This is a genomic window from Rhizobium terrae, from assembly GCF_003425685.1.
GTDB classification, from domain to species: Bacteria; Pseudomonadota; Alphaproteobacteria; order Rhizobiales; family Rhizobiaceae; genus Neorhizobium; species Neorhizobium terrae.
This window is the reverse complement of the sequence record NZ_QJKM01000003.1, coordinates 130,200-154,419: the sequence shown is the minus strand read 5'-3', so window position 1 is coordinate 154,419 and position 24,220 is coordinate 130,200. Positions and strand designations below refer to the sequence as shown.

General features: G+C 62.2%; 25 protein-coding genes and 1 tRNA gene. 15 read left to right on the top strand and 11 right to left on the bottom strand.

From position 1 onward, the window contains the following. Nucleotides 1-7 precede the first annotated feature (7 nt). Complete coding sequence (locus DMO26_RS06350) at nucleotides 8-685, bottom strand: alpha/beta hydrolase (RefSeq protein ID WP_117191193.1); 678 nt, start codon at nucleotides 683-685, stop codon at nucleotides 8-10. A gap of 240 nt (nucleotides 686-925) precedes the next feature. Between DMO26_RS06350 and DMO26_RS06345 the strand changes: the two genes are divergently transcribed. From DMO26_RS06345 to sufA, 8 genes are all read left to right on the top strand, one after another. After that, nucleotides 926-2,092 (top strand): cysteine desulfurase family protein, encoded by a 1,167-nt coding sequence (locus DMO26_RS06345; RefSeq protein WP_117191192.1) that lies wholly within the window; start codon nucleotides 926-928, stop codon nucleotides 2,090-2,092. 146 nt (nucleotides 2,093-2,238) lie between these two features. Continuing rightward, a complete protein-coding gene (sufB, locus tag DMO26_RS06340; protein ID WP_117191191.1) occupies nucleotides 2,239-3,708 on the top strand; it encodes a Fe-S cluster assembly protein SufB in 1,470 nt (489 codons plus the stop codon). Continuing rightward, on the top strand, nucleotides 3,708-3,929 hold the full coding sequence (locus DMO26_RS06335; protein ID WP_117191190.1) for a hypothetical protein: 222 nt from the start codon (nucleotides 3,708-3,710) through the stop codon (nucleotides 3,927-3,929). The genes sufB and DMO26_RS06335 overlap by 1 nt, the downstream gene beginning before the upstream one ends. 40 nt (nucleotides 3,930-3,969) lie before the next feature. Beyond that, entirely contained in the window at nucleotides 3,970-4,725 is a 756-nt protein-coding gene (gene sufC, locus DMO26_RS06330) for a Fe-S cluster assembly ATPase SufC (protein ID WP_117191189.1), read from the top strand. Nucleotides 4,726-4,746: 21 nt separating this feature from the next. Further along, nucleotides 4,747-6,021: a Fe-S cluster assembly protein SufD gene (gene sufD / locus DMO26_RS06325; RefSeq protein ID WP_117191188.1), complete on the top strand. Its 1,275-nt coding sequence runs from the start codon at nucleotides 4,747-4,749 to the stop codon at nucleotides 6,019-6,021. A 192-nt stretch (nucleotides 6,022-6,213) separates the two neighbouring features. Then, complete coding sequence (locus DMO26_RS06320; RefSeq protein WP_117191187.1) at nucleotides 6,214-7,458, top strand: cysteine desulfurase; 1,245 nt, start codon at nucleotides 6,214-6,216, stop codon at nucleotides 7,456-7,458. Nucleotides 7,459-7,482: 24 nt separating this feature from the next. Next, nucleotides 7,483-7,863, top strand: coding sequence for an SUF system Fe-S cluster assembly protein (locus DMO26_RS06315; RefSeq protein ID WP_117191485.1), 381 nt, complete (start codon nucleotides 7,483-7,485; stop codon nucleotides 7,861-7,863). Nucleotides 7,864-7,940: 77 nt separating this feature from the next. After that, nucleotides 7,941-8,330, top strand: coding sequence for a Fe-S cluster assembly scaffold SufA (gene sufA / locus DMO26_RS06310; RefSeq protein ID WP_117191186.1), 390 nt, complete (start codon nucleotides 7,941-7,943; stop codon nucleotides 8,328-8,330). 153 nt (nucleotides 8,331-8,483) lie between these two features. On the opposite strand, the gene DMO26_RS06305 is transcribed toward sufA, so the two are convergent. Genes DMO26_RS06305 through DMO26_RS06295 form a run of 3 tightly spaced genes read right to left on the bottom strand, consistent with a single transcriptional unit; the run spans nucleotide 8,484 to nucleotide 11,691 of the window. Further along, on the bottom strand, nucleotides 8,484-9,689 hold the full coding sequence (locus DMO26_RS06305) for an ABC transporter permease (protein ID WP_117191185.1): 1,206 nt from the start codon (nucleotides 9,687-9,689) through the stop codon (nucleotides 8,484-8,486). Then, nucleotides 9,679-10,395: an ABC transporter ATP-binding protein gene (locus DMO26_RS06300; protein ID WP_117191184.1), complete on the bottom strand. Its 717-nt coding sequence runs from the start codon at nucleotides 10,393-10,395 to the stop codon at nucleotides 9,679-9,681. The genes DMO26_RS06305 and DMO26_RS06300 overlap by 11 nt, the downstream gene beginning before the upstream one ends. Nucleotides 10,396-10,404: 9 nt before the next feature. Next, nucleotides 10,405-11,691: an efflux RND transporter periplasmic adaptor subunit gene (locus tag DMO26_RS06295; RefSeq protein ID WP_404947019.1), complete on the bottom strand. Its 1,287-nt coding sequence runs from the start codon at nucleotides 11,689-11,691 to the stop codon at nucleotides 10,405-10,407. A gap of 284 nt (nucleotides 11,692-11,975) precedes the next feature. On the opposite strand from DMO26_RS06295, the gene DMO26_RS06290 reads away from it, so the two are divergent. Beyond that, entirely contained in the window at nucleotides 11,976-12,236 is a 261-nt protein-coding gene (locus tag DMO26_RS06290) for a DUF2171 domain-containing protein (RefSeq protein WP_205421184.1), read from the top strand. 65 nt (nucleotides 12,237-12,301) lie between these two features. Here the strand turns inward: DMO26_RS06290 and DMO26_RS06285 are convergent, their stop codons facing one another. From DMO26_RS06285 to DMO26_RS06265, 6 genes are all read right to left on the bottom strand, one after another. Further along, nucleotides 12,302-12,481, bottom strand: coding sequence for a hypothetical protein (locus DMO26_RS06285; RefSeq protein ID WP_117191182.1), 180 nt, complete (start codon nucleotides 12,479-12,481; stop codon nucleotides 12,302-12,304). A 93-nt stretch (nucleotides 12,482-12,574) separates the two neighbouring features. Then, complete coding sequence (locus tag DMO26_RS06280) at nucleotides 12,575-13,153, bottom strand: NADPH-dependent FMN reductase (RefSeq protein ID WP_117191181.1); 579 nt, start codon at nucleotides 13,151-13,153, stop codon at nucleotides 12,575-12,577. Nucleotides 13,154-13,280: 127 nt separating this feature from the next. Beyond that, complete coding sequence (locus DMO26_RS34775; RefSeq protein WP_264319347.1) at nucleotides 13,281-13,406, bottom strand: hypothetical protein; 126 nt, start codon at nucleotides 13,404-13,406, stop codon at nucleotides 13,281-13,283. 318 nt (nucleotides 13,407-13,724) lie between these two features. Beyond that, a complete protein-coding gene (locus tag DMO26_RS06275; RefSeq protein ID WP_117191180.1) occupies nucleotides 13,725-15,254 on the bottom strand; it encodes a DegQ family serine endoprotease in 1,530 nt (509 codons plus the stop codon). A gap of 662 nt (nucleotides 15,255-15,916) precedes the next feature. Continuing rightward, the gene (locus DMO26_RS06270; protein ID WP_117191483.1) at nucleotides 15,917-16,162 is read right to left on the bottom strand and encodes a DUF982 domain-containing protein; all 246 of its coding nucleotides are present in this window, start codon (nucleotides 16,160-16,162) and stop codon (nucleotides 15,917-15,919) included. 155 nt (nucleotides 16,163-16,317) lie between these two features. Beyond that, nucleotides 16,318-16,393, bottom strand: a tRNA-Lys gene (locus tag DMO26_RS06265). Between the two features lie 202 nt (nucleotides 16,394-16,595). Between DMO26_RS06265 and DMO26_RS06260 the strand changes: the two genes are divergently transcribed. Then, complete coding sequence (locus DMO26_RS06260; protein WP_117191179.1) at nucleotides 16,596-17,354, top strand: cytochrome c biogenesis CcdA family protein; 759 nt, start codon at nucleotides 16,596-16,598, stop codon at nucleotides 17,352-17,354. A gap of 48 nt (nucleotides 17,355-17,402) precedes the next feature. Beyond that, nucleotides 17,403-18,365 carry an AEC family transporter gene (locus DMO26_RS06255; protein WP_117191178.1) on the top strand — a complete coding sequence of 321 codons (963 nt, stop codon included), beginning with the start codon at nucleotides 17,403-17,405 and terminating at the stop codon, nucleotides 18,363-18,365. Here DMO26_RS06255 and DMO26_RS06250 read toward each other — a convergent pair. Beyond that, entirely contained in the window at nucleotides 18,342-19,547 is a 1,206-nt protein-coding gene (locus tag DMO26_RS06250) for a UbiH/UbiF family hydroxylase (RefSeq protein ID WP_117191177.1), read from the bottom strand. The two genes, DMO26_RS06255 and DMO26_RS06250, sit on opposite strands and share 24 nt — an antisense overlap. Nucleotides 19,548-19,733: 186 nt before the next feature. Here DMO26_RS06250 and pcsA point away from each other — a divergent pair, with 186 nt between their 5' ends. From pcsA to DMO26_RS06230, 4 genes are all read left to right on the top strand, one after another. Next, nucleotides 19,734-20,462, top strand: a complete 729-nt coding sequence (pcsA, locus tag DMO26_RS06245) for a phosphatidylcholine synthase (RefSeq protein WP_162894746.1) — start codon at nucleotides 19,734-19,736, stop codon at nucleotides 20,460-20,462. A 176-nt stretch (nucleotides 20,463-20,638) separates the two neighbouring features. After that, the gene (locus tag DMO26_RS06240; RefSeq protein ID WP_117191176.1) at nucleotides 20,639-22,213 is read left to right on the top strand and encodes an ABC transporter ATP-binding protein; all 1,575 of its coding nucleotides are present in this window, start codon (nucleotides 20,639-20,641) and stop codon (nucleotides 22,211-22,213) included. Further along, the gene (locus DMO26_RS06235; protein WP_117191175.1) at nucleotides 22,203-23,291 is read left to right on the top strand and encodes an ABC transporter permease; all 1,089 of its coding nucleotides are present in this window, start codon (nucleotides 22,203-22,205) and stop codon (nucleotides 23,289-23,291) included. Before DMO26_RS06240 ends, DMO26_RS06235 begins: the two co-directional genes overlap by 11 nt. After that, a complete protein-coding gene (locus DMO26_RS06230) occupies nucleotides 23,291-24,205 on the top strand; it encodes an ABC transporter permease (RefSeq protein WP_117191174.1) in 915 nt (304 codons plus the stop codon). The genes DMO26_RS06235 and DMO26_RS06230 overlap by 1 nt, the downstream gene beginning before the upstream one ends. Nucleotides 24,206-24,220: the final 15 nt, after the last annotated feature.

Genomic DNA, 24,220 nt, shown 5'->3' with positions numbered 1-24,220 from the left:
ATCCGCTTCAGCGGATGCGTTTGGCGGCCGGCTCCGGCACCAGTTCGCCGTTCAGCCGGCGGTCGAGATAGTCCTCGCATTCGGCCATCAGCGTTTCCACCTGCCCATTGAAGAAATGGTTGGCGCCGTCGACCGTGCGGTGGGTGATGAGGATGCCTTTCTGGGTCTTCAGCTTTTCGACCAGCCCGTTGACATCCTTCTCCGGCGCCACTTTGTCGCTGTCGCCGTTGATGATCAGACCGGATGACGGACAGGGGGCAAGGAAGGAGAAGTCGTAGATGTTCGGCTGCGGTGCGATCGACATGAAACCCTCGATTTCCGGACGACGCATCAGAAGCTGCATGCCGATCCAGGCGCCGAAGGAATAACCCGCCACCCAGCAGCTCTTCGAATCGGGATGCAGGCTCTGCACCCAGTCGAGGGCGGAAGCCGCATCCGAAAGCTCGCCGGCGCCGTGGTCGAACTCGCCCTGGCTGCGCCCGATGCCGCGGAAATTGAACCGGAGCGTGGTAAATCCGCGCTTCTGGAACATGTAGAACAGCTGGTAGACGATCTGGTTGTTCATCGTGCCGCCGAACTGCGGATGCGGATGCAGGATGATGGCGATCGGGGCGCTCTTTTCCTTGGAAGGCTGGTAACGTCCCTCCAGGCGGCCGGCGGGGCCGTTGAAAATGACTTCGGGCATTGGTACTCCGGTCAACGTGTCAGGTTCCAAACCGGTCATCACGTCGAGTTTGACTTGACGAAGCGGCTCAGCTTTTCTAAAACACAGTTTAGAACCATTCGAAACTTTGGGCGCATCTCGATCAGCGCCCGGTGCCATGTCTCATAAGGCAAGGCTCAAGGAAATTTCAAGGAAAATGCGGGGCTCTGGCCTGCTATCTGCAAACGCAACTGCTATCTGGGAACGGAACTTCAAAAGGCAATGGCGCGTGAACGCATATATCTGGACTGGAACGCGACGGCGCCCTTGAGCGCGCCGGCCCGCGCCGCCATGCTCGATGCGCTGCAATTGCCGGGCAATGCCTCCTCCGTCCACGGCGAGGGCAGGGCGGCGCGGTCCGCCATCGACAGGGCCCGCCGGCAGGTCGCGTCGCTGGTTGGCGCCGAGGCTGCGCATGTCACTTTTGTCAGCGGAGCGACGGAAGCGGCCAATCACGTTCTGACGCCGGAGTTCAGGATGGGCCGGGCGCCCTTGACCGTCGGTCGGCTTTACGTTTCGGCGATCGAACATCCGGCGATCCGCGAAGGGGGGCGTTTCGATCCCTCCGACGTTGCGGAAGTTCCGGTCACGCGTGATGGAATCCTCGATCTCAAGGGGCTCGAAATCCTGCTCGCGGAGCACGATCGCGGCACCGGCATGCCGATGGTCGCCGTCATGCTGGTCAACAACGAGACCGGGATCGTCCAGCCGGTGGCGGAAGCGGCGGGGCTTGCCCATGCCCATGGCGGGCTGATGGTGGTCGACGCGGTGCAGGCGGTCGGTCGCATTCCGGTGGATATCAATGGCCTGGATGCGGATTTCCTGATCCTGTCTTCCCACAAGATCGGCGGCCCGAAAGGCGTTGGTGCTCTGGTTTCACGCGGTGAGGTGCTGATGCCGAAACCGCTCATTCGCGGCGGCGGCCAGGAAAAGGGTCATCGTTCCGGCACGGAGAATTTCCACGCGATCGCGGGGTTTGGCGCGGCGGCGGAGGCTGCCCGCGAAAACCTCGACGAGCGCAATGTTGCGATCGGCTTGCTGCGCGAGCGTCTGGAGCGAGGCATGCGCCAGGCGGCGCCCGATGTGATCATCCATGGCGAGTATGCCTTGCGCGTGGCGAATACCTGCTTCTTCACTTTGTCGGGCCTGAGGTCGGAGACCGGGCAGATCGCCTTCGATCTCGAAGGGGTGGCGATTTCGGCGGGCTCGGCCTGCTCGTCGGGAAAGGTCGGCGAAAGCCATGTGCTGACCGCCATGGGCCACGATCCGAAGCTCGGCGCCCTCAGGATTTCGCTCGGTCCCGAAACGACGGAAACGGATATCGAACAGGCGATCGCGGCCTTCGCCAAGATCGCCGGCCGAAGAAAGCCGGCAGGAGCGGCGGCGTGACCTGCGCTTAAATTGCGGAAACACAAATTTCCGCTTGCCAAACGGTGTGAAAACATCCTTCTGGCGCCTACATAGGGGTGGCTGATGTCCCCCTGACAAGATGACAGAATTGTCGGAATTTGAACCGGCAAGATTTGGAGAATGACATGCCTGCTGTCCAGGAAACGATCGATCAGGTCCGAGGGATCGATATCGATCAGTACAAATACGGTTTCGAGACCGTCATCGAAGTGGACAAGGCGCCCAAGGGGCTTTCGGAAGAGATCATTCGCTTCATTTCGGCCAAGAAACAGGAGCCGGAATGGATGCTGGAATGGCGGCTGGAAGCCTATAGGCGCTGGCTCACCATGGAAGAGCCGACCTGGGCGCGCGTCGATTATCCGAAGATCGACTTCAACGACCTCTATTATTATGCCGCGCCGAAGAACGTCACCGGTCCGAAATCGCTGGACGAGGTCGATCCGGAGCTTCTCAGGACCTATGAGAAGCTCGGCATCCCGCTGAAGGAACAGGAAATCCTCGCCGGAGTGAAGACCTCGAAAGTGGCCGTCGATGCGGTATTCGATTCCGTCTCGGTCGTGACCACGTTCAAGAAGGAATTGCAGAAGGCTGGCGTGATCTTCATGTCGATCTCGGAGGCCATCCGCGAATACCCGGAACTGGTGCAGAAATACCTGGGCTCCGTCGTTCCGCAGTCCGACAATTTCTATGCGACGCTGAATTCGGCGGTCTTCACCGACGGCTCCTTCGTCTTCGTGCCCAAGGGCGTGCGGTGCCCGATGGAACTTTCCACCTATTTCCGCATCAACGAGAAGAATACCGGCCAGTTCGAGCGCACGCTGATCATCGCCGAGGAGGGTGCCTATGTCTCCTACCTCGAAGGCTGCACCGCGCCGCAACGGGACGAGAACCAGCTGCATGCGGCGGTCGTCGAGCTCGTTGCGCTGGACGACGCCGAGATCAAGTATTCGACCGTCCAGAACTGGTTTCCGGGCGACAAGGAAGGTAAGGGCGGCATCTACAACTTCGTCACCAAGCGTGGCGATTGCCGCGGCGCCCGTTCGAAGATCTCCTGGACACAGGTGGAGACCGGTTCGGCGATCACCTGGAAATACCCGAGCTGCATCCTGCGCGGCGACGAGAGCCGCGGCGAATTCTATTCGATCGCCGTTTCCAACGGCCATCAGCAGATCGATTCGGGCACCAAGATGATCCATCTCGGCAAGAACACGTCGAGCCGCATCATCTCCAAGGGCATTTCCGCCGGTAAGTCGAACAACACCTATCGGGGTCAGGTCTCGGTGCATCGCCGGGCGGAGAACGCGCGCAATTTCACCAATTGCGACTCGCTGCTGATCGGCGACAAATGCGGCGCACATACCGTGCCTTATATCGACGTGAAGAACGCCTCCGCGCAGGTCGAACACGAAGCGACGACATCGAAGATTTCCGAGGACCAGAAGTTCTACGTGATGCAGCGCGGCATTCCGGAAGAGGAAGCCATCGCGCTGATCGTCAATGGCTTCGTCAAGGACGTCATCCAGGAACTGCCGATGGAATTTGCCGTTGAGGCGCAGAAGCTGATCGGCATTTCGCTGGAGGGGAGTGTCGGCTGATGAACGAGAAGGTCGAAAACCTCATTCTGGAACATCTTCGTGTCATGCGCGCTGATATGAGTTCGTTGAAGGAAGAAATGGGCGGCGTGCGAGCGGAAATGCTGGTCATGCGCCAGCACATGGCTGGGCTGCTTGGCTCTCAGGTGCTTCATGACGGCGAACTTGCGAGCATCAAAGTGCGCCTCGACCGCCCCGAAAAACGGATGGAGCTGAGCGAATAATTCGCCGCCCGTTCTTTGCAAACAGATAAGAGATTTTACCATGCTTGAGATCAAGAACCTGCACGCCCGTATCGCCGAAGACGGCACCGAAATCATCCGCGGCCTGAATCTCACCGTGAAGGCGGGCGAGATCGCCGCGATCATGGGCCCGAACGGATCCGGCAAGTCGACGCTGTCCTACATCCTTTCCGGCCGCGAAGACTACGAGGTCACCGAGGGTGACATCCTCTATAACGGCGAGAGCATCCTGGAACTCGATCCGGCCGAGCGTGCCTCCAAGGGCATTTTCCTCGCGTTCCAGTATCCGTTGGAAATCCCAGGCGTCGCCACTATGCAATTCCTCAAGGTCGCGATGAACGAGCAGCGCAAGGCGCGCGGAGAGGCCGAGCTGACAACGCCGGACTTCATCCGCCGCGTCAAGGAAGCGGCCGAGAAGCTGAAGATCGATCAGGCCATGCTGCGCCGCCCGCTGAACGTCGGTTTCTCCGGCGGTGAAAAAAAGCGCGCCGAAATCCTGCAGATGGCGCTGCTCGAACCGAAGCTCTGCATCCTTGACGAGACGGACTCAGGCCTCGACATCGACGCACTGAAGATCGTTGCAGACGGCGTCAATGCGTTGAAGTCGCCGGATCGCGCCGTCATCGTCATCACCCATTACCAGCGTCTGCTCGAATACATCGTGCCTGATAGCGTTCACGTCCTCTACAAGGGCCAGATCATCCGCTCCGGCGACAAGTCGCTGGCGCTTCAGCTGGAAGAGAACGGTTATGCGGACATCATCGGGGAAGCGGCCTAAGGCGCGGGGAAGGATGCTGTCATGAACATGCAGACGACAACGCGGCTGACCGCCGCCGAAACCGCTCTGGTCGAGGCATTCGCCTCACAGATCGGCGAACTGCCGGGCAATGGCGCCGTGATCGGCACGCGCGACCGGCTTCTGGACGACCTCAAGAAGGCCGGCCTGCCGACCCGTCGTATCGAGGCCTGGCACTATACCGATCTCAAGACCCTGCTTCGCATGGTCCCGGAAGCGGTGCCGGCATCGGTGATCGATCCGGTCGCGGCGCTGGTCGAAGGTTCGAGCGTGCTGTCCGTGCTGCAGGGCGCGGCAGATGCCAGGGCGACCGTTGAAGGCGTGCAGATCGAAGCTTTTAAGGAAAAGCTGGCAGATGGTTCGGCCGCGGCCGGCCTGACGGCGCTCGACAAGGACGATGTGATCGGCCGCATCAACGGTTCCTTTGTGCGCGATGGTTTCGCACTTGCCATCCCGGCCAATGCCGAAATCGAAGAGCCAATCGAACTGCAGGCGCTGCATGCAGCCGGACAGGTCCATACCCGCTTCCCGGCATCCTTCGGGGCTGCTTCCAAGGCAACGATCGTCGAGCGTCACCAGTCGGTGGCGGACGGCGCGGCGCTCGTATCCTCGATCAGCGACATCGCGCTGGAAGACGGTGCCGACGTCACTTGGATCATCCTGCAGCGTCAGGGCGCGGCCGACACCCATCTTGGTCAGATCCGTGTCAATCTCGGCAAGGACGCCAAGCTGCGGCTCTTCGTCGTTAATGCCGGCGGCAAGCTGGTGCGCCAGGAGCTCAGGATCGCCGTCGAAGGCGAGGGGGCCGAGCTGACGTTGCGCGGCGTCAACCTGCTCGGCGGCGACAGCCATACGGACGTGACGCTGGTGCTCGGCCACAACGTGCCGCATACCAACTCGACGGAAATTATCCGCAACGTCGTGTTCGACAAGGCGAGCGGCGTCTTCCAGGGCATGATCCGGGTTGCTCCCGACGCCCAGAAGACCGATGCGAAGATGTCGTGCAACACGTTGCTTCTGTCCGATGAGGGTGGATTCTCGGCCAAGCCGGAGCTCGAAATCTTTGCCGACGACGTGGTTTGTGGCCACGGCGCTACCGTTGCCGACATCGAAAAAAGCCATCTCTTCTACCTGATGGCCCGTGGCGTTCCGGAAAAGAAGGCGCGCGCCATGCTGGTCAACGCCTTCGTGGCGGAGATCGTCGAGGAGCTGGAAGACGAGAAGCTGGTCGAGGCGCTCGAAGGCGTCATCTCCGCCTGGCTGGAAAAGCATGCCTGAGATTACGGGCGAGAGGCGCAACCTCTCCTCCGTCATGCTCGCCCCCGGGTTAAACCCGAGGGTGTACCGAGCATCTGCGCACGGTTGATTTCGTTGCGACGTGAATAGATCCTCGGCACAAGGCCGAAGATGACGTGGAACAAGTGGTGACGCTCGTCGATAGTCCGCGGGCGACAATCGAAAGGGTCTGCAATGGACCAGACAACACCGGTTACCGCCTATGACGTCGAAGCCATCCGGCGGGATTTCCCGATCCTGTCGACCATGGTGCATGGCAACAAGCCGCTTGTGTACCTGGACAATGGCGCCTCCGCGCAGAAGCCGCAGGTGGTGATCGACGCGATCAGCCACGCTTATTCCAATGAATATGCGAACGTCCACCGCGGCCTGCACTATCTTTCGAACGCGGCCACGGACGCTTATGAAGCGGCGCGCGAAAAGGTGCGCCGGTTCCTGAATGCCGGCTCGGTCGACGAGATCGTCTTCACCAAAAATTCGACCGAGGCGATCAACACGGTCGCCTACGGCTGGGGCATGCCGAATATCGGCGCGGACGACGAGATCGTCGTGACGATCATGGAGCATCACTCCAATATCGTGCCCTGGCATTTCATTCGCGAACGGCAGGGCGCCAGGCTCGTCTGGGTGCCGATCGACGACGAGGGCGCTTTCCATATCGAGGACTTCGAAAAGTCGCTGACGGAAAAGACCAGGCTCGTCGCCATCACCCATATGTCGAACGCGCTTGGCACGATCGTGCCGGTCAAGGAAGTCTGCCGCATCGCCCATGAGCGCGGCATTCCGGTGCTGATCGACGGAAGCCAGGGCGCGGTGCACATGCCGGTCGATGTCCGCGATATCGACTGCGACTGGTATGTGATGACCGGCCACAAGCTCTATGGTCCGTCGGGTATCGGCGTACTCTACGGCAAGGCGGATCGGCTGAAGGAGATGCGGCCGTTCCAGGGTGGCGGCGAGATGATTATCGACGTAACGGAAGACGTCGTCACCTACAACGATCCGCCGCACCGTTTCGAGGCCGGCACGCCGCCGATCGTCCAGGCGATCGGGCTGGGTTATGCCCTTGATTACATGGACAAGGTCGGGCGCGCGGCGATCGCTCGCCACGAGGCGGATCTGGCGGCCTATGCGGCGGAGCGCCTGCGGGCGGTCAACTCGCTGCGCATCATCGGCAATGCACCCGGCAAGGGCGGCATCTTCTCTTTCGAGCTTGCCGGCATCCATGCCCATGACGTATCGATGGTGATCGACCGCAGGGGCGTCGCGGTGCGTGCCGGCACCCATTGCGCCATGCCGCTCTTGAAACGCTTCGGCGTCACCTCCACATGCCGGGCATCGTTCGGCATGTACAATACCCGCGCGGAAGTGGACGCGCTGGCTGACGCGCTGGAATATGCGCGCAATTTCTTTGCCTGAATTCGCTATTTGGGGACGCTTGCCATGGCTGTCGACGAAACGGAACTGAAGTGGGACGCCCGGGAGGGGATCATCCAATCCGCCATCCCGGCCGATGAACTGGCGCGTTTGAGCGACGACATCATCGGAGCGCTGAAGACGGTCTACGATCCGGAAATCCCGGCCGACATTTTCGAACTCGGCCTGATCTACAAGATCGATATCGAAGACGACCGCATGGTGAAGATCGTCATGACCCTGACGGCGCCAGGTTGCCCGGTGGCCGGCGAGATGCCGGGCTGGGTCGAGAATGCCGTTGGCTCTATCGAAGGTGTTTCCGGTGTCGAAGTGGAAATGACCTTCGATCCGCCGTGGACCCCCGAGCGCATGTCCGAAGAGGCTCAGGTTGCCGTCGGCTGGTATTGATCGGTCAAGTGGCCGGTATTACATTGGATTCTAGAAACTCAGGGCCTTTACCCCTGCTGTGGAAGGAGAATGTGCCCATGGGCTTTGCAGTGATGACCATGACCGATGCCGCCGCGATCCGCGTCAAGCAGATCGTCGCCAGTTCCGGGCCGGAGGCCAAGGGCATCCGTGTCGGGATAAAAAAGGGCGGCTGCGCCGGTATGGAATATACGATCGATCTCGTCACCGAGCCGAATGCCAAGGACGACCTGATCGAGCGCGATGGTGCAAGGGTCTGGGTCGAGCCGTCTGCCGTGCTCTATCTCCTCGGCACCCAGATGGATTTCGAGGTCACCAAGATGCGCTCGGGCTTCACCTTCGTGAACCCGAACCAGACCTCCGCCTGCGGCTGCGGGGAATCCGTTGAACTGAAGCCAGCGGATCTGGCAGCGCTGGCCAGACAGCGCGAAGCGGAAGCGCGGGTTTGACCGCTCACAGTGGTCGGCATTTCGCGCATTTTCGTCATCCTCGGGCTCGTCCCGAGGATCTAGGCCCCTTCAACACATCAGGCCGATGCAGATGCTCGGGACAGGCCCTCGAGCATGACGTTCGAGTGTGGTGCCAGCCTCGGCACCCCGATGTTACTCGTGTCGTAGCGCCTCGATCGGATTGAGCTGCGCTGCCCGCCGGGCCGGGAAATAACCGAACACCATGCCGATCGCCGCGGAAAAGGCGAAGGCGAGCAGGATGATCGTCGGGCTCGCCACGAAGGGCACGCCGAGGAAATTCACCACGCCGAAGGCGAGCAAAAGGCCGGTAACGATGCCGGTCACGCCGCCGAAGATCGACAGCATCACCGCTTCGACAAGGAATTGCGTCAGCACCTGTCTTTCCAGCGCACCGATCGCCAGCCGGATGCCGATCTCGCGGGTTCGCTCCGTGACCGATACCAGCATGATGTTCATGATGCCGATGCCGCCGACGAGCAGGCTGACGGCCGCCACCGCGCCGAGCAGGCCGGTCAGGAGCACGGTCGTGCCGGTCATGGCGGCGGCGATCTGCGACATGTCGTTGACGGAGAAATCGTCTTCCCGTCCGATCGCGATGCGGCGGCGTTCGCGCAGCAGATCTTCCACGTCCGACTGTACCTTGGATGTCGCCACCCCGTCCTGCGCCGAAAGGATGATGCTGCCGATCGTCGTCGTGCCGCCGATCCGCCGCTGGTGCAGTTTCAGAGGCATGATTACCGTGTCGTCCTGATCGTCGCCGAGGCCCGACTGACCCTTGACGGCCAATACGCCGACCACCGGACAGGCGACATTGCTGACGCGGATGTTCTGGCCGACAGGGTTGGCCGAGCCGAACAGTTCCTTGCGCACCGTCTCACCGATGATGCAGGCCGCCTGGCTGCCGCGATCCTCGTTGGGCAGGAAGTTGCGGCCGAGCGACAGGTCCCAGTCCTGGGCGACCAGATAGTCGTTGGTGGTGCCGATGACGCTCGATGAATGGTTGGCGCCTCCAGCGATCACGGTCGCCGTGCCGCGGTTCATCGGCGCGACGGCTCTCAGGCCCGGCACCTGCTCCTGGATCGCCAGGATGTCCTTATCGTTGAAACGCTTCGCCTCAGTGCTGGCGCGGCCGGGCCCGAACTGTCCGGGCCGCACGAAAAGCGTGTTGGTGCCGAGCCGCGAAAGCTCTGACTGTACGCGCGCCGTCGTGCCGTTGCCGACCGTCACCATGGCGATGACGGCCGCTACGCCGATCACGACGCCGAGCACGGTGAGGAAGGAGCGCAGGATATTGCGGCGGATCGCCCGCCAGGCCAGTTTCGCCGTCTCAAGAAACATGGTCCGGCTCCCTGATCTGCGATTGGTCGGCGGAGAGGCGCCCGTCGACGAAACGCAAGAGGCGCCTGCCATAGGCGGCAATGTCCTCCTCATGGGTGACCATGATGACCGTAATGCCGTTCTCACGGTTGAGGCGGGTGATCAGCTCCATGATCTCAATGCTGGTCTTGGTGTCGAGATTGCCGGTCGGCTCGTCGGCGAGCAGCACGGCCGGATCGGTGACGATCGCACGGGCAATCGCCACGCGTTGTTGCTGGCCGCCGGACAATTCCTGGGTCGTATGCCCTTCGCGTCCCTTGAGGCCCACCTGTTCGAGCGCGATGAGCGCACGCTTGCGCCGCTCGCGATGGTCCATGCCGCGATAGACGAGGGGCAATTCGACATTCTCGACGGCGGATGTCCGAGCAAGCAGATTGAACCCCTGGAAGACGAAGCCCAGCATGTGCCGCCGCAGCAGCGTCAGTTGGGCGCGATCGAAGCCGCTCGTCGGAATGCCCTGGAACAGATATTCGCCGGAGGAGGGCACGTCGAGCCCGCCGATGATGTTCATCGCCGTCGATTTGCCGGAACCTGACGGTCCCATGATCGACACGAATTCGCCCGCCGAGATGGAGAGGTCGACACGGTCGAGCGCCCGGATCGTCGCTTCGCCGCGGCCGTAGAATTTCGAGACCTGTCTGAATGCGATGAGGGGAGGCAGCGTCACGGCATCACCTCAGCTCGCGCGCGCCACGGCGTCCGTAACCAGCAGATCGCCAGCCTTGACCTCGCCGGACCGGATGACGGTGAACTGACCGTCGGTCGGCCCAGTCTCGACGCCCACCCGCTGCGGCACTCCGTTGCGCAGCACATAGACGGCTCGGCCGGCGCCGGAGGCTTCGTCCGCGCCGCGATTGCCCCGCGGACGCGGCGGCGAAAAAAGCCGGGTCAGAAAGCTGCCACGGTTGCGGGCCGTGGCCGGCGGCGCATAACGCAGCGCCGCATTCGGCACGAGCAGCGCGTCGGACACCGCTTGTACGGTGATGTCGGCGGTTGCCGTCATACCAGGGCGCAGCAGCAGATCGGCATTGTCGACCGTCAGGATCGCCTTGTAGGTGACGACGTTGGAAACGGTCTCGGAGGCGAAGCGCACCGTCTGGATGGTCGCGGGAAAATCGCGTTCGGGATAGGCATCGACTGAAAATTTCGCCATCTGCCCCTGTTGGACCTGGCCGACATCCGCCTCATCGACAGCGACCTGCAGCTCCATCCGCTTCAGGTCGCCGGCAATGGTGAAGAGCACCGGCGCGTTGAGCGAGGAGGCGACCGTCTGGCCGGGATCGACATCGCGGGTGAGCACGATGCCGTCGATCGGCGAGACGACCTTGAGCTTCGAGAGGTTGACCTCGGCAAGTCGCAGATTGGCCTGGGCGGAGAGGACCGATGCCTCGTTCACCGACTTCGTGGCGAGCGCCGAGTCGTAAGCGAATTTCGCCGCATCGAGTTCCTGCTGGCTGGAGATGCGGTTGCTGACGAGACCCGTCAGCCGGTCAAGCGAGTTTTTCGCCGATGCCGCTTCGGCTTCCGCCTTCAGGACGTTGGCGCGCGCCGAGGCGAGCTGCGCGCGGGCGCTCTGCACGTCGGCCTCCTGCTTGTTGGTATCCAGTTCCGCCAGAACGTCTCCCTGCTTGACGGCGCTGTTATAGGTCACGTTGACCTTGCGCACCGTGCCGGAAAGCTCGCTCGAAATATCCACCTGGTCGGTCGGCTGGACCGAGCCCGTGGCGGTGACGACGACCGAAAGATCGCCGCGCTTGGCGGGCCGCGTCGTGTAGTCGAAGCGAGGTCCGTCACTGCCGAAATAGGAATAGGCGCCGGCGGCGCCGGCCGCGAGCAGGATGACCAGCACCGGCCAGAGGAAGCGGCTCTTCCCGCGCCGTCCGCCCGACGTCGCCAGGATCGCGGCGAGGTCCGGTGCCTCGCTTTTGCCCGCTGCCGGATCGGATGTGTTCTGCACGTTCAAGGTCGGGTCCTCTGCTGGCGGATTGTGTTGCGCGGGCGCCAAGATGTTGCGCCGGCGCGCTTTCTCGCCGTCATGCGGCACGAATCCGCCGGAACCATGTCGGCGGATCGATTTGCAAGGGTTTTTCAATGACATGAAACGCAATCGGTGCCCACTTAAATATCGGTAAGGTAGTATCTGAAAGGGCCGAAACCGATCGCAGGTTTCGAGAACGCCTTCTTTTCAAAGGACTGCATCAATATGCGGCCTCATGCGTTGTGGAAACGCAGGAAAGGAGATTTCCCATGATCGATGCTGCGAGAATCAAGGAACATGCCGAGGTGATCGGTGCGGACGGCGTCCATGTCGGAACCGTCGACCGCGTCGAGGGGAGCCGTATCAAGCTGACCAGGAAGGATAGCGGCGAGGGTAGCCACGAAGGCCATCACCACTTCATCCCGCTCGAACTCGTCGCCGAAATCGAGAGCGGACGGGTACGCCTGTCAGCCGATGGCGCCGTCGCGGTCTCCTTCGAAGAGGAGGAAGGCGGCAAGGCCGTACATTGAACGGGTAGAAAAAGCCGGCGTCTCTTACGGGGCGCCGGTCTCTTTTGCATTCTGTGATCGGGACTCTATTGGGTCGAAGCGGGGACTCCGAAGCGCTCCGGCAGGAACGCCGTCTCCGCCGGCGGGCCGCTGAGGCGGTCGGATTTGGCAGTCACCGTCGGCCCGGCCGGATGCATCAGAAGAGCGACGACGAGCCCGCCGGCGATCGCCGAACCCAAGGCTATCAAAGCATTTCGGGCATTCATGGCTATACACTCCTCTATAGCCGGAAAACCCCTATGAAGACGGAAGGTTCCGGTTGGACAGAAACCTCCCCATCAAGCTCGCGTGAAGTGCGATCAGGCCTGTTCGCGGGCCGTTTTCAACGCCGTCGCCCACCAGGAAAGATCGTCGAGCATCGTCTTCACGCCGGCTTCGAGATGGGTGAGTTCCTTGAGGTCCTTGCCCTGCTGCCAGACGGCGAAGAAATCGGCGCCCTGAATGTGCACGCCGGGGCGGGTCGGCGCCATCTGGAGTTCGACGGCGATGTTGCGCAGATGCTCGACCGCACGGGCGCCACCAACGCTGCCGTAACCCACCGCAGCGGCCGGCTTGCGGTTCCATTCCTTATAGGAATAATCGAGCGCATTCTTGAGGACGCCGGTGATCGAGCGGTTATACTCGGCCACGATGAAGATGTAGCCGTCGAATTCTGCAATCTTCTTCTGCCACGCCTGACCGACTTCGTTTTCGGTGGGAACCCAGGCATTGGACGCCTTCTCGTTGAAGAACGGCAGCGGAAAATCCCGTAGATCGACGATCTCGAAGTCCATGTCGTCGCGCTGCGAAGCCGTTTCGTAGATCCATCTGGCCGGCTTTTCGCCGAAACGGACATCGCGCGTGCTGGTGATGATGATCGCAATCTTGGGCTTGGCCATGGAAATCCTCTCTTGTTCGGAAAATGGATTGATGGACCGAACGAATATGGCTGCTGGCCGGGGCGGTCAAGCGGGAGAGAGAGGGGTGGACCGGACCTCGCCTGATGCGATCGTCTTTGCGTAGGCATCAGTTCTGTGCGGAGAGTTCCGTCGGCGAAGCCATGATATCCGCGTCGCCAAGCGATTGATCCGCATATTTGAATGCGAGAATGCTCAGCACCGATCCGACCAGAATGACAAAGATGATCCGCATGGATTGCTCCTTCGGCGGCTGTAACGAGGAGCGAGGCTGCAAGGTTCCCGGTGCAGACATGGAGGCGTGATCGAGTTTCCCCCGATGCGGACAACGCGGCCTTCCGCTCCAGGATGTCAAACTGCCGCGCAGGGCGGGTCGGGACCGTGCTTGGCGTGATCGACACCTCGTGCCGGTATTCTTGATCCTTGCCTGGAGGATGTTTTGCTGAAGCGATCGCGGCATCCGATAGTCAGACGGGCGTCCGGACACCGCCGCTGCGACAATCGGTCGCGAAAACCGGGCGATGCCGACGGGCTGATGATGTCCCGGCGATGGTCAGCCGACCGAGAAGGGAACGGCAACGAAGGTCTGGTTGTCGCCGCGCTGGATCAGGAGTAGCACCGACTTGTGGCCCGCCTTGCCGGCTTCCGCAAACACGGCCTTCGCTTCCCGCGCGGATTTGACCGGCTGCTGGTTGACCGAGACGATGACGTCTCCCGGCTGGAGACCGGCATCGGCGGCCGGCTTGTCGGGCGCCACGGTTTCGATCACCGCGCCGCTTTCGCGGCGGGGCAGGTTGAGCGCCTGGCGGACATCCGGCGTGAGATCGGCAAGTCCGACGCCGATGGTCGGAACGCGCTGAGCCACCGGGACGGATTTGTCGCCTTTGTCGGCCGAAGCCTGCTGCCGGTCCGCCTCGTTTCCACCGATGGTGATACGCAGATCCTTGGATTCGCCTCGCCGCCAGACAGTGAGGTTTTCCTTCATACCGGGCGTCAGGTCGGCGACCATGCGCGAAAGGTCCTTGGGCGACTTGACCGGCTGACCTCCGAGCGAGCTGATGACGTCGCCGGTTTCGATCCCGGCCCTGGCGGCGGGCGTGTCGTCGTTCACACTGGCGACCAGTGCGCCTTCCGGTTTGTCGAGGCCGATCGCGCCTGCGACATCCGCGGTGATCGGCTGGATCTGCACGCCGATAAAGCCGTGTTCGATCGAGCCGTCCTTCATCAGCTTGGCCACGACCTTCTGGGCCTGATCGGACGGGATGGCGAAACCGACGCCGACGCTGCCGCCGTTCGGGGAGTAGATTGCCGTGTTGATGCCGACCACCTTGCCTTCCAGATCGACCAGCGGGCCGCCGGAATTGCCGTGGTTGATCGGCGCGTCGATCTGGATGAAGTCGTCATAGGGACCGCTGTGCAGGTCGCGGCCGCGGGCCGAGACGATGCCGGCGGTGACCGTGGTGCCGATGCCGAACGGATTGCCGATCGCAAGGATCTGGTCGCCGGCGTTCAACCTGTCCGAATCGCCCCAGGCGACGGTCGGGAGCGGCTTTGGCGCGGCGATCTTGATCACCGCCAGATCAGATTTCGGATCGGTGCCGACGAGCTTGGCCGGTACTTCGGTCCCGTCGTCGAGCGTCACCTTGATGCCGATCGCATGGTCGATCACGTGGTTATTGGTGACGATGTACCCGTCGGCGGTGATGACGAAGCCGGAGCCCAGCGCCTCTGCGCGCGGAGCCTGCCGCTGCTGAGGCATCTGGCGGGGGATCGGAATGCCCTGCTGACCGAAAAACTGCCGGAACTGCTCATCGAATGGTGAATCGTCGCCGAACGGGGAACTGTCGTCGGAGTTTGCATTGTCGACTTTCATCGTCGTGGTGATCGTCACGACTGCCGGCTTGTCGGCCGAGACGATCGGCGCAAAGGAGCCGCCGGGGGCAACGATGCCCGGCACGGCAGTCGCCGTCGACGCGGCAAGAGCCGCATTGTTGCCGGCGATGACGGGCATGGCGAGCGGGATGGCGAGAATGGCGGCGCCGACGAGGGCTGCGATACGGTGTCTGCGGAGGATAACGGACATGATAGGTCTTCCTTTCGTGTGCTGGCGCCATGAAGGTCTGGGAGGGGCGATCCTTCAGGGCAGGAAAAATCGCTGCCGGGGAAAGCGTCACCCGCGGCAGATCGTTGCGTTTTATGCTTGGTGGTCGAGGGCGCCAGGTCGCTGGCGTTGCGAAGCGGGGTCGCTGGAGGCGGGCGCTCCGGTAGGTCCGTCACGATCGCAATCGGGCGGGCGGACCGGTAATCGGGCGGATGGAGGAGGGCGCCTGCCGTGCGGACGGATGCAGGTCTTTCGCCATGAACGGGCGCATGATGCAGCTCCGTGACAATCGATTGCAGGACTGTCTCACACCGTCGCGTCGCGGCATCGTTCACCGCCGGCGGCATTCAGTCCCGAGACGAAAAATACTCTCGCCCTCTCAGCCGGTCAGCTTAAATATAAATAAGGTTGTTGCCGGGCGCTTTGCCGAATTTTCGGCCAAATCCTGAGGCTCGGCCTGACGCGGGTTCTATATAGCCTCGATCTTTCAATGGCTTGGCCAGAACATGGCGCCGCTCGACCGCCCGGCGGTGCCGGCCTCAACCTAACGCACCTGTAATAAACGATTTTCCGCGGCAAAGATGAGGAATTTGTAATGCGGCTCGACGACATCCCGGGGAAGAGGCTGTCATACGGCGGATGATCTAAGCCCGGACCAGGATTCCGGCCTCGGCCGCGGCGTCTACGAATGCATGGCGGGCCTCTTCCGGCTTGCGCTTGCCGGCATCGACTGCGGCACAAATCACAAGAGCACGATCGAGGAGGGTACCGTCTTCGACCGGCCAGTCCTCGATCATCGCCCAGGCCGCGGCTTGCGTCGTCTCTATGACGGTTTCGGCGGCAGGTTCGCCGAGCTTGACGACGACAGGTTTTTTCCAGGGGGTGTTCATGCGGAATCCTGTCTCGAACTTGCGTGTCGCGATGGAAGAGATCGACGGCCTGTCAGCCGCATGTCTTGGGCCGTTCGTATCCGCCAAAATACGGCAAACCCGCCGACGATTTCACCGATTATCCAGCTCATCCAGTTGGTTTCGCAAGATAATTTTGGTGAGCGCGCTGGGATTCGAACCCAGGACCTACTGATTAAAAGTCAGTTGCTCTACCGACTGAGCTACGCGCTCTCCCGCGGCCGCGAAGCGCGTCCTTGAAAGTGCGCGGAACATATGCAGGTGCCCCCCTTCGGTCAACCCGCAAAAACAGCAAAAATGCGGCTTCTTGCCGCTTTTCCCCGTAGATGCGAAAAGGTGATTGGCATTTGCCGCCTCAGGCCGTTACCTGAGCGCAGATAGAGGTCCCGCAAAGGCCTGCCGATCGGAGCCATACGTGTCGATAGCCGAAATATCCCTGCTGAGCGCGCTGCTCGCCGGCGCCCTGTCCTTTCTTTCTCCTTGCGTGCTGCCGCTCGTACCGCCCTATCTCTGCTATATGGCGGGCATTTCGGTCGAACAGTTCCGCGATGGCGGCGGTGCGGCGGTCGTTGATTCGAGCGGGGGAACACGCCGGGCAGTGCTCATGTCCGCTCTGTTCTTCACCCTCGGTTTCGCCACCGTCTTCGTGGCGCTCGGCGCCGGCGCCTCGACGATCGGCGTGCTGCTGCGTCAACACCTCGATCTCCTTTCCAAGATCGGCGGCCTGATCATCATCGTCATGGGTTTGAATTTTCTGGGTGTCTTCCGGATCGGATTGCTGGCGCGCGAGGCGCGCTTCCAGGGCGGAGGGCGGCCGGCGACGCTGTCGGGGGCCTATGTGATGGGCCTGGCCTTCGCATTCGGATGGACGCCTTGCATCGGGCCGGTGCTTGGCGCGATCCTCGGCGTTGCCGCATCGCGCGATACGGTGGGCGAAGGGGCCGCGTTGCTCGCCATCTATTCGCTCGGCCTTGCCGTACCCTTCTGGATCGCCGCAGGGTTCTCCGGGGCCTTCATGCGCTTCCTGACCCGGTTCCGCCGCCATCTCGGTCTGGTCGAAAAGGTCATGGGCGTGTTCCTGATCCTCACGGGGCTTGCCTTCATCTTCGGCTTCGTCACTTCCGCGGCGATCTGGTTCCAGCAGACATTTCCAATCCTGATGCAAATCGGCTAACGGAAAAGCGTCTGATCATATGCCCGGTTTTTATGGGCCAAGGAAACGATGGCCGATATCATTGCATTGCTTCTGCCCTTCTTCGGGCTGATCCTCATCGGCTACATTGCTGCGAAGGTGACGAAACAACCCGCCGAAGCGCTCGGCTGGATGAACACGTTCATCATCTATGCCGCACTTCCCGCTCTGTTCTTCAAGCTCGTCTCCCGCACGCCCGTCGAGCAGCTGACTCAAGCCGATTTCATCTTCGGCGAGATCGGCGCGACATATCTCGTCTTTTCTGTGCTCTTCCTGATCGGCTTCTTCATCCGCCGCAACTCCTTCGCCGATTGCACGATCCAGTCTTTCGCCGGCGCCTACGGCAATATCGGCTATATGGGGCCGGGATTGGCATTGCTCGCCTTCGGCGAGGCTGCGGCGGTGCCGGTGGCGCTTATCGTCTGTTTTGAAAACGCAACTCATTTCATCGTCGCGCCGGCGATGATGGCCGTTGCAGGCGGCGACAAGCGTCCGGCCGCTCAGGTGGCCGTCGATATCGCCAAGAAGGTCGGTCTGCACCCCTTCATCGTCTCGACGGCACTCGGCTTCTGCTTTGCTGTTTTTTCAGTGAGGCCCCCGGACGCCTTTCAGCGGCTGATCGATTATCTCGCCCAGGCTGCGGCGCCCTGCGCGCTCTTCGCCATGGGCGTCACGCTGGCGCTCCGGCCGATCAGGCGCGTACCGGTGGAGATCGGTTATATATCGGTCTTCAAGCTGATCCTTCTGCCGGCGACGACCTATGTGGTGCTTTCGCTGATCGGCAACTTCGATCCCGTATGGATCTACTCGGCGACGCTTCTGTCGGCTCTGCCGGCGGCGACCAATGTCTTCGTGATCGGCCAGCAATACGGCGTGTGGCAGGAGAGGGCCTCGGCCAGTATCCTGATCACCACGATCCTTTCGGTCGCGACCTTACCCATCGTGCTCTATCTCATCCATTCCGGCCTGTTACCGCCGGATCTCGTTCCGTAACGCATTGACGACGGCTCGAAAACCGCGGCCTGGCTCGATCCCCTCGCGCATCAGCAGGTTGCGAAGCGGCGGCGCACTGGCGAGGACGTGCAGGCCGGCGGCGCGCAGCATCTGCACCGGCAGGAAATCCGAAAGCAGCGAGCGATTGAGAAGATCGACGCCGAATGTGCGGCTCATGACGTCCGCCCGGCGACGCCGGTTGAACCGTTCTCCCGCATCGGCCGGTATGGGCCGGTCGGTTCCGGTCGCGGCCAACAGGTCCGAAAGTGTGATGATGTCCCTCAGGGACAGGTTGAGCCCCTGTGCGCCGATCGGCGGGAAGGCATGTGCCGCCTCGCCGACCAGGGCAAGCCGCCCCTTGCCGAACCGGTCAGCCATCAGGCTGGAAAGCGGCCAGGCCTGTGGCACACCTTCCACGGTCACCTTGCCGAGCATCGACTGCATGCGGTCCTCGACGCGTCGCGAAAGCTCGTCGACCGGAAGGTCCAGAAGACGCCGGGCTTCGTCCGGCTTCACCACCCAGACGAGGCTGGACCGCAGTCCGGGCAGGGGAACCTGGGTGAACGGCCCCGTCTCGGTGTGGAATTCCGTCGAAACATTGCCGTGCGGCAATGTATGGACGAAATTCAGCACAAGTGCCGATTGCGGATAGGACCAGCGCCGTACACCGATGCCGGCGGCATCGCGTGCCTTCGATTTGCGGCCGTCCGCCCCGACCACGAAATCCGCGCTGGTCATCGTGCCGTCGGAAAGCGTCAGCAGCGCTCTCTCCTCCGCAAAGTCGTAGGTTTCGACACTTTGACCGATCGTTGTCACATTGGGTTCGGCCATCACCGCCGCATCCAGCGTTTCGGAAAGCGCCCGGTTCGGAATATTGTAGCCGAAGGCGTAAAGGCCGACGTCCTGTGCCCGAAACTGCGCCGTGGGTGCGCGCAGCAGGCGCTTCGTGCCATCGATGATCTGCATGATGGAAAGCGGAGCGGCGGAAGGCGCGATATCCTCCCACACGCCGAGCCGTTCCAAGAAGCGGATGGACTGGTCCATCAGCGCCGTGGTGCGCTCGTCGGCCTTTCCGGATGCCGGCGCGATCGACGCCACCTTGCGGCCGGCGCGTGCCAGCGCCAGGGCGGCGATCGATCCGGCCAGCCCTCCGCCCACCACGGCGATCTCGAAATGTTGCATGTCCGTCGTCCTGTCCTGCCGATATCCGTCTACGTAATCTAGAACTTCGGCCTGAGCATATCCATGGGACATCGCGGCGCAGCATAGAAAAAGCAAGGCTTTGTCCCCGTGCTCCGCCCGGAGCCGGTTGCAATACATCGTGATTGGCCGCATACCTGCCCGACCAGAGAGAGGTGGACGAACGGCGTGATAAGGCGAATCTTCAACTACCGGAAAGTGCCCTATGCGGAAATCCGCGCCTTTTCGGTTCATCTCCTGACCGCCTCCGGCTCTTTTCTCGCCTTTCTTGGCGTCGTGGCCGCCGCCGAGCGCCGGTTCGTCGATATGTTCTGGTGGCTTGGCTTGGCGCTTCTGGTCGATGGCATCGACGGGCCGATCGCCCGCAAGGTGCGGGTCAAGGAAGTCCTGCCCAACTGGTCGGGCGATACGCTCGACAACATCATCGACTACGTGACCTATGTCCTGCTGCCCGCTTTCGCGCTTTATCAGAGCGGCATGATCGGCGAACCGTGGTCCTTCGTGGCGGCCGGGGCAATCGTCGTATCGAGCGCCGTATATTACGCCGACATGGGCATGAAGACGGACGAATATTTCTTCTCCGGTTTTCCCGTCGTCTGGAACATGGTGATCTTCACGCTGTTCGTCATCGATGCCAGTGCGGCGGCGGCAATCGCCGTCGTGACCGTCGCCGTCATCCTCACCTTTCTCCCCATCAATTTCCTGCACCCCGTGCGGGTAAAGCGGCTTCGCCCGCTCAACCTGGCAGTCTGTGCCGTCTGGTGCGCGCTCGGCGGTTATTCGCTGTTGCTCCATTTCGAGACACCCGACTGGGTCATCTGGGGCGTGGTGGCGAGCGGCATCTATCTCTTTTGCATCGGCGGCGTGCTGCAGCTTTTCCCCGGCCTCGGAAAATAGTCCGGCACGACCGGCCGGCCCGCGTCTTTCATGTTGTGCGCAGCAACAAAACCGGTATCAATATGACAGCCGCCCGCTCGGGCATTTTTCCCGCGAAGCGTTCGTAAAAACAATGCGCTGCCATGCTATGAAAGCCTCGCGAGAAGGTGAGCAAAGGCTGTGAAGAAGGGGGTTCAGTGACACTATCCGCAGGTCCGGCGACCGTCCCGCTTCTGTCGGTTGAAGGTCTGACCAAGCTTTTCGGCAGTTTCGCAGCCTGCAATGCGATCGACCTGGATATCGCGCCGGGGGAGATACACGCGCTTCTGGGCGAGAACGGCGCCGGCAAGTCGACGCTGGTCAAGATGCTGTTCGGCGTATTGCAGCCGAGTGCCGGCCGGATTCTCTGGGAGGGACAACCGGTGACGATCGCCTCGCCGGGCGAGGCCCGCCGGCTTGGCATCGGCATGGTCTTCCAGCATTTCTCCCTGTTCGAGGCACTGACGGTCGGCGAAAACATCGCGCTGTCGCTCGATCCGAAGATTTCGCTCGCCAGGATTTCCGATGAGGCGGCATCGCTTTCGAAGGCTTACGGCCTGCCGCTTGATCCGAACGCGCATGTGGCAGACCTGTCGGTCGGCGAACGCCAGCGCATCGAGATCGTCCGCGCGCTCTTGCAGAACCCCAAGCTGATCATCCTCGACGAGCCGACCTCGGTTCTGACGCCTCAGGAGGCGGACCGGCTGTTCGAGACGCTGTTCAAGCTGAAGGCGGAAGGCCGTTCGGTTCTCTACATCAGCCATAGGCTGGAAGAAGTGCGCCGCATCTGCGATCGGGCGACGGTTCTGCGGCACGGCAAGGTGACCGGCGCCTGCGACCCGAAGCAGGAAACACCGGCCTCGCTCGCCCGCATGATGGTCGGCTCCGACGTGGCGGAGGTGCATCGCGACGGCTCGGTGGCACCCGGTGACATCCGCCTCGAAGTCAGCAACCTTTCCGTGCCGGCCCGCACGCCCTTTGCGATATCCCTCAGGAACATCGCCATAAAGGTTCGGGCCGGCGAAGTGCTGGCGATCGCCGGCGTTGCCGGCAACGGCCAGAGCGAGCTTTTCGATGCGCTGTCAGGTGAATATCCGGTGGCGGACGATGAGGCGGTCCGCATCCGCGGCAAGGCGGTCGGCAAAACCGGCATCAATGGCCGCAGGCTCCTCGGCGCCGGTTTCGTGCCGGAGGAGCGTCACGGCCACGCGGCGGTCTCGGCCATGCCGCTTTCCGACAATCTCCTGCTCGCCCGCAGCCGGTCGGACAAAAAGGCTTTTCTTTCCGGCGGTTTCGCCTCGATCGTTCGCCACGATGCGATCCGCTCTGCCGCGCGCCGCATCTGCGAGGCGATGGATGTGCGCAAGAGCGGCGAGGATCCGATTGCCGGCTCGCTCTCGGGCGGCAATCTCCAGAAATTCATCGTCGGCCGCGAGCTCGACCGCCAGCCGTCGGTGCTCATCGTCAACCAGCCGACCTGGGGCGTCGATGCGGGTGCCGCAAGCCGCATCCGCCAGGCGCTGATCGATCTCGCCAAGGCGGGCTCGGCGGTCGTCGTCATCAGCCAGGATCTCGACGAGATTTTCGAAGTGGCGACGAACATCGCCGTGATTTCCGAAGGCCGGTTGTCCGAGCCGCATCCGGCGGGCAGCCTGACGCTCGAGCGGATCGGCCTGATGATGGGCGGGATCCACGACAGCCATTCTATCCCGGAGGCTGCGCATGCGCATTGAGCTCGAAAAGCGCCCCCGTGTCTCGCTGCTGTTCTCCGTGCTTTCGCCGTTGCTGGCTCTCGTTCTGACGCTCGTTTTCGGCGCCATCATGTTCTGGCTGCTGGGCAAAAGCCCGCTCAACGCGCTCTACGTCTATTTCGTCGAGCCGCTGCTCGAAGTCTGGTCGCTGCACGAGTTGGCGATCAAGGCCGCGCCGTTGATCCTCATCGGCGTCGGGCTGGCCGTCTGCTATCGCTCCAACAACTGGAATATCGGCGCTGAAGGCCAGTTCACGATCGGCGCCATCGCCGGCTCGATCCTGCCCGTCCTTTATCCGCAATGGCATTCCTGGATCATCCTGCCGCTGATGCTGGTCATGGGCATGGCGGGCGGCGCGCTTTATGCCGGCATTCCCGCTCTCCTGAAGACCCGCTTCAACACCAACGAAATCCTGACGAGCCTGATGCTGGTCTATATCGCCCAGCTTTTTCTCGACTGGTTGGTGCGCGGTCCCTGGCGCGACCCGCAGGGCTACAACTTTCCGCAGACCAAGAGTTTCCAGGTCGAAGCCGTCCTGCCGGAGATGCTGGCGTCCGGCCGGGCGCATTGGGCTTTTGTCTTCGCGATCGTCGCGGCCGTGGCGCTGTGGTTCATGATGCGCTTCATGCTGAAAGGTTTTGAAGTCTCGGTACTGGGGCAATCCGAGCGGGCAGGGAGATTCGCCGGATTTTCCGCCCGCCGCATGGTGTGGTTCGCCATGCTGCTTTCCGGTGCGCTGGCAGGCCTTGCCGGCATTTCGGAAGTCTCCGGCTCCATCGGCCATGTACAGCCGAGTATCTCTCCCGGCTACGGCTTCACGGCGATCATCGTCGCGTTCCTCGGTCGGCTCAATCCGCTCGGCATCGTCGCATCGGGCCTGGTCCTGGCGCTGACCTATCTTGGCGGCGAGGCGGCACAGCTTTCCATCGGCATTTCCGACAAGGTCAGCCGCGTCTTCCAGGGCCTGCTGCTCTTCTTCGTGCTCTCCTGCGACACGCTCATCCATTATCGGATCAAGCTGGTGTTTTCCGACGTAAGGACGGTGGAGGCAAAGGGCTGATGTTCGAAGCGATTCTTCTCACCGTCATCACCGCCTCAACCCCGCTCGTCATCGCAGCGCTTGGCGAGCTCGTCACCGAACGCGCCGGCGTACTGAACCTCGGCGTCGAGGGCATGATGATCATGGGCGCCGTCTGCGCCTTTGCCACCGCGCAGCTCACCGGCTCGCCCTATCTCGGCCTCCTCGGCGGCGTCTTCGGCGGCGCGGCCTTTTCATTGCTCTTCGGTTTCCTCACCCTGACCCTGGTCGCCAATCAGGTCGCGACGGGCCTCGCGCTCACCATTCTGGGTCTCGGCCTCTCCGGCCAGATCGGCGAGAGTTTCGTTGGAAAGCCGGGTATCAAGCTGCAGCCGATCGCCATTCCGCTGCTCTCGGATATCCCGTTCGTCGGCCGGGTCCTTTTCGCGCAGGATCTCACCTTCTACCTTTCGATGGCACTTGTCTTCGGCATCGGCTGGTTCCTGTTCAAAAGCCGCGCGGGGCTGAAGCTCCGCGCGATCGGCGACAGCCACGCCTCCGCCCATGCACTCGGCATCAACGTCATCCGCACCCGTTATCTGGCGGTCATGTTCGGCGGTGCCTGTGCAGGTCTTGCCGGCGCCCAGCTCTCGCTCGTCTATACGCCGCAATGGGTGGAAAACATGTCGGCGGGCCGCGGCTGGATCGCGTTGGCGCTGGTGGTTTTCGCCTCCTGGCGACCCTGGCGGGTGCTCGCCGGCGGCTATCTGTTCGGCGCCGTCACCATCGGCCAGCTGCATGCCCAGGCATTCGGTATCGGCGTGCCCTCGCAACTGCTCTCCGCACTTCCTTATGCGGCTACTATTGTCGTGCTGATCATCATCTCGCATAATCGCCGCACGACGCTCATCAACACGCCGGCCTCGCTCGGGAAACCCTTTGTCCCCGACCGGTGACCGCGCTACAAGAAC

Bases quoted from the DNA above. Each gene is read 5' to 3' on its own strand.
- sufD (WP_117191188.1), top strand. From the start codon at position 4,747: ATGAACATGCAGACGACAACGCGGCTGACCGCCGCCGAAACCGCTCTG.
- DMO26_RS06320 (WP_117191187.1), top strand. From the start codon at position 6,214: ATGGACCAGACAACACCGGTTACCGCCTATGACGTCGAAGCCATCCGG.
- DMO26_RS06315 (WP_117191485.1), top strand. From the start codon at position 7,483: ATGGCTGTCGACGAAACGGAACTGAAGTGGGACGCCCGGGAGGGGATC.
- DMO26_RS06230 (WP_117191174.1), top strand. From the start codon at position 23,291: ATGTTCGAAGCGATTCTTCTCACCGTCATCACCGCCTCAACCCCGCTC.
- DMO26_RS34775 (WP_264319347.1), bottom strand. From the start codon at position 13,406: ATGCGGATCATCTTTGTCATTCTGGTCGGATCGGTGCTGAGCATTCTC.
- DMO26_RS06285 (WP_117191182.1), bottom strand. From the start codon at position 12,481: ATGAATGCCCGAAATGCTTTGATAGCCTTGGGTTCGGCGATCGCCGGC.
- DMO26_RS06275 (WP_117191180.1), bottom strand. From the start codon at position 15,254: ATGTCCGTTATCCTCCGCAGACACCGTATCGCAGCCCTCGTCGGCGCC.
- DMO26_RS06280 (WP_117191181.1), bottom strand. From the start codon at position 13,153: ATGGCCAAGCCCAAGATTGCGATCATCATCACCAGCACGCGCGATGTC.
- DMO26_RS06335 (WP_117191190.1), top strand. From the start codon at position 3,708: ATGAACGAGAAGGTCGAAAACCTCATTCTGGAACATCTTCGTGTCATG.
- DMO26_RS06290 (WP_205421184.1), top strand. From the start codon at position 11,976: ATGATCGATGCTGCGAGAATCAAGGAACATGCCGAGGTGATCGGTGCG.
- DMO26_RS06305 (WP_117191185.1), bottom strand. From the start codon at position 9,689: ATGTTTCTTGAGACGGCGAAACTGGCCTGGCGGGCGATCCGCCGCAAT.
- sufB (WP_117191191.1), top strand. From the start codon at position 2,239: ATGCCTGCTGTCCAGGAAACGATCGATCAGGTCCGAGGGATCGATATC.
- DMO26_RS06255 (WP_117191178.1), top strand. From the start codon at position 17,403: ATGGCCGATATCATTGCATTGCTTCTGCCCTTCTTCGGGCTGATCCTC.
- DMO26_RS06235 (WP_117191175.1), top strand. From the start codon at position 22,203: ATGCGCATTGAGCTCGAAAAGCGCCCCCGTGTCTCGCTGCTGTTCTCC.
- DMO26_RS06270 (WP_117191483.1), bottom strand. From the start codon at position 16,162: ATGAACACCCCCTGGAAAAAACCTGTCGTCGTCAAGCTCGGCGAACCT.
- DMO26_RS06350 (WP_117191193.1), bottom strand. From the start codon at position 685: ATGCCCGAAGTCATTTTCAACGGCCCCGCCGGCCGCCTGGAGGGACGT.
- DMO26_RS06250 (WP_117191177.1), bottom strand. From the start codon at position 19,547: ATGCAACATTTCGAGATCGCCGTGGTGGGCGGAGGGCTGGCCGGATCG.
- sufA (WP_117191186.1), top strand. From the start codon at position 7,941: ATGGGCTTTGCAGTGATGACCATGACCGATGCCGCCGCGATCCGCGTC.
- DMO26_RS06345 (WP_117191192.1), top strand. From the start codon at position 926: ATGGCGCGTGAACGCATATATCTGGACTGGAACGCGACGGCGCCCTTG.
- sufC (WP_117191189.1), top strand. From the start codon at position 3,970: ATGCTTGAGATCAAGAACCTGCACGCCCGTATCGCCGAAGACGGCACC.